4 protein-coding genes and 1 pseudogene are annotated in these 3,638 nt (G+C 71.9%); all 5 read right to left on the bottom strand.

Features of this window, described 5'->3' with window-relative positions:
• Positions 1-46: 46 nt before the first annotated feature.
• Positions 47-772, bottom strand: coding sequence for a uracil-DNA glycosylase (gene ung, locus N787_RS11145; protein ID WP_034214032.1), 726 nt, complete (start codon positions 770-772; stop codon positions 47-49).
• Between the two features lie 3 nt (positions 773-775).
• Entirely contained in the window at positions 776-1,621 is an 846-nt protein-coding gene (locus N787_RS11140; RefSeq protein ID WP_034214030.1) for a response regulator, read from the bottom strand.
• A gap of 1 nt (position 1,622) precedes the next feature.
• Entirely contained in the window at positions 1,623-2,603 is a 981-nt protein-coding gene (gene ftsX / locus N787_RS11135) for a permease-like cell division protein FtsX (protein ID WP_034214027.1), read from the bottom strand.
• Positions 2,600-3,286 (bottom strand): cell division ATP-binding protein FtsE, encoded by a 687-nt coding sequence (ftsE, locus tag N787_RS11130; protein WP_034214025.1) that lies wholly within the window; start codon positions 3,284-3,286, stop codon positions 2,600-2,602. Before ftsE ends, ftsX begins: the two co-directional genes overlap by 4 nt.
• Before the next feature lie 103 nt (positions 3,287-3,389).
• Positions 3,390-3,638: pseudogene (locus N787_RS15160) on the bottom strand (hypothetical protein); the annotation flags it as partial.

The following is a 3,638-nucleotide window of genomic DNA, read 5'->3' as shown; positions in this document are numbered from 1 at the left end:
GGGGCCGGGGCCGGGGCCGGGGCCGGGCGCCGCGAGCCCCGCGGGCCTAGGGCCCCGCCGCCAGTTCGGCTTCGACTTCCGCGCGGGGCGGCAACGCCCACTGGATCGGAGCCAGACCCGCCCCGTGCAGCCAGCGGTTGGCCTTGCCGAAGTGGCCGCAGCCCAGGAAGCCACGGTGCGCCGACAGCGGCGAGGGGTGCGGGGCCCGCAGCATGCAGTGCCGGCGCGGGTCCACCAGCTTGCCCTTGGCCTGGGCGTAACTGCCCCAGAGCATGAACACCAGGCCCTCGCGCTCCCGGTCCAGGGCCTGGACGATGGCGTCGGTGAAGCCCTCCCAGCCCTTGCCCTGGTGCGAGCCGGCCTTGCCCTCCTCCACGGTCAGCACCGCGTTGAGCAGCAGCACGCCCTGCCGGGCCCAGCTGAGCAGGCAGCCGTGGTCGGCCGGCGGGATGCCCAGGTCGGCCTTCATTTCCTTGTAGATGTTCTGCAGCGAGGGCGGCACCGGCACCCCGGGCAGCACCGAGAAGCACAGGCCGTGGGCCTGGCCGGCGCCGTGGTAGGGGTCCTGGCCCAGGATCACGACCTTGACCTGGTCGAAGGGCGTGGCGTCGAGCGCGGAGAAGATGCGCGGGCCGGGCGGGAAGATGGCCTTGCCGCGCGCCTTTTCCTGACGCAGGAAGGCGCCGAGTTCGCGCATGTCGGGGCGCTGCAGGTAGTCGCCGACCCGCGCCTTCCAGGACGGCTCGAGCCGGATCCGGTCCTCGTCGGACACGGCTTATTTCTTGGCGAGCTTGGCGCGCAGCATGCGCCCGACCCGCAGCTGGAACAGCAGCTTGGTCACCAGCAAGCGCTCTTCGATGGGCTTCTGCACCAGGTCGTTGGCGCCTTCGCGCAGCAGGTCGCTCTGGTTGGCGGGGTTGGCGTCGCCGGTCATCACCAGCACCGGCAGCATGCCCTTGGCGTAGCCGAATTCGTGCCGGATGGAGTGCAGCAGGTCCTTGCCGGTCAGCTCGCCCTTCAGGTAGACGTCGGTGAGCACGACGTCCGGGCCGGGGATCTTGCCCTGGGCCTTGGCGGTCTCGAGGTGGGCGATCGCGTCCTCGACGCCGGTGGCGTGGGTGACGGTGAGGCCGTGCTTTTCGAGCATGCGCCGGGTGGCCATGGCCACGACGCGGCTGTCCTCGACGTAGAGCACCTCGCCGCCGGCCTCGGACTCGGGCGCGACATAGCCCTTGATGAAGGCGGCCAGCGCGTTGAAGCCCAGCGCCTTGTCGAAGTAGTCGGTGACGTCGTCGCTGATCGAGCGGCTCTCGAGGCGCTCCTGCACGTCGCCCGAGACCACGATGATGGGGATGTAGGCCTGCGGCGTGTGCTCGCGCAGGTAGCGGGCCAGGTCGAGGCCATCCATGTCCGGCAGGCGCAGGGCGGTGGTGACCAGGTTGACGGCGCCGGCCTGCAGGGCGGCCTTGGCCTCCTCGCCGGTTTCGCAGCCGACGAACTCCATGCCGGGCAGCTGCTGGCGCAGCACGCCCTCGATCATCTTGCGCACGACCTTGGAGCCGTCCACGACCATGATGCGGGGCGACGTGGTGTCGAAGCTGCGGAAGCTGGGATTGCTCATGTCAGACGTCCACCGGACGGGTCCGACGTAGATGATGCCCGGTTGCGAGCCACGCGCCCAGCCACCCCATCAGGGCCGAGGCGGCCAGCAGGGCCAGGCTGCCGCGCCAGCCGGGGCCGGAAAGGTCGAACTGGCTGCCGTAGCTGGCCACCAGGGCCGACAGCCGGCCCTGCAGCAGCAGCCCCGCGACCACCAGCAGCCCGCCGGCCAGCAGGCCCGCGGCCAGGCCGTACCAGGCGCCGAGGTACAGGAAGGGGCGGCGCACGAAGGCGTCGGTGGCGCCGAGGTGCTGCAGCACCGCGATTTCCTCGCTGCGGGCGCCGATGTCGAGCCGGACGGTGTTGCCCACCACCAGCAGCACGCCCAGGCCCAGCAGCACGGCCACCACCTGCACCAGCCGCTCGCCGAAGGCCAGCCAGGCCGACAGGCGCTGGCGCCAGGCGGCGTCGTGCTGCACCACTTCGGCCTGGGGCAGCGCGCGCAGGTCGGCGGCCAGGGCGTCGCCGTCGTCGCGGGGCTGCACCACCAGGACGGTGGGCAGCGGGTTCTCGTCCAGCACCTCGAGGGCGCCCGCGAGGTCGCTCATGGCGCGGAACTCGGCCAGCCCCTCCTCGGGCGTGCGCACGATGACCGCGGCGACGTCCGGGCGGGCGCCGATGCCGGTGGCGAGGTCGCGGGCCTGCGCCACGGTGACGTCGGCCTTGAGGAAGACGCCGATCTCGCGCGATTCCGACACGCTGCCGGAGAAGCGCTCGATGTTGCCCAGCGCCAGGCCCAGACCCAGCGGCAGCGCGATCGCGATGGCCATGACGCCGACCGTGAGGCCGGTGGCGAAGGGGCGCTTGAGCAGGCGGCCGAGGCTGGAGACCAGCGAATACAGGTGCTGCTCGCGCCAGGCGCGCAGGCGGCTGCCGAAGCCGCCCGGCTTGACGCGTTCGGCGGCGGCGGGCTTGGCGGCGGGTTTCGCGGATTTGGTGTTCACGCCGCGAGGTCCTCGGGCGAGATGTCGTCGGCCAGCCTGCCGTGGTCGAGCACCAGCACGCGGCGGCGCATGCGCTTGACCAGGGCCAGGTCGTGGCTGGCCACCATGACGGTGGTGCCCAGCGCGGGCAGCGAAGCGAACAGCTGCATGATCTCGGCCGCCAGCTGCGGGTCGAGGTTGCCGGTGGGTTCGTCGGCGACCAGCAGCTGCGGCTGCGCGACGACGGCGCGGGCGATGCCCACGCGCTGCTGCTCGCCGGTGGAAAGCTGCAGCGGCAGCGAACGCTCGCGATCGCCCAGGCCGACCTTGTCGAGCACCGCGCGCACGCGCTTGCCCACTTCGGCGCCAGGCGTGCCGGCGATCAGCAGCGGCAGCGCCACGTTGTCGAACACGCTGCGATCGGTGAGCAGGCGATGGTCCTGGAACACCACGCCGACCTGGCGCCGGTGCAGCGGCACCTTGCCGCCGCGGACCTTGGCCAGGTTGCGCTCGTTCACCAGCACGGTGCCGCGGCTGGGCCGCTCGGACAGGTGCACCAGGCGCAGCAGGGTGGATTTGCCCGCGCCCGAGTGGCCGGTGACGAACAGCATCTCGCCCTCTTCCACCGAGAAGCTGACCTCGCTGAGCGCGGGCGCGCTGCCGGGATAGGCCTTGGTCACGTTGTCGAAGCGGAGTAGTGCCATGAACGCCAATCTAGCAGACGTTAAGAAATGTAGGAGGGCCTTCAGGCCCGAAGCTTTTTGCGAAAAGCTTCGGGCCTGAAGGCCCTCCTACAACAAATGCGGCTTAGTGGCCGGTGGGCGGGGTGCGCTTCACCAGCGACTTCAGGCCGGCCTTGATGCGGCCGAGCAGCGAGGGCTTCTCGCCGGCCGGTGCCTTCGCGGGCGCGGCCTCGGGCTTGCGCTCGCCGCGCGGCTTGCCGCCTTCGACGGCCGCGGCATCGCCCACCGGGCGGCCACCGCGGCGACGGCGACGCTTGCGCGCCGGCGCGTTCGGATCGGCCTGCATCGGCGAGGACGGCGCCGGGCGCTGGGC

The sequence above is a fragment of the Arenimonas metalli CF5-1 genome, assembly GCF_000747155.1.
GTDB classification, from domain to species: Bacteria; Pseudomonadota; Gammaproteobacteria; order Xanthomonadales; family Xanthomonadaceae; genus Arenimonas; species Arenimonas metalli.
Note: the sequence above shows the minus strand (reverse complement) of the source record. Positions and strands in the feature narration are given on the sequence as shown.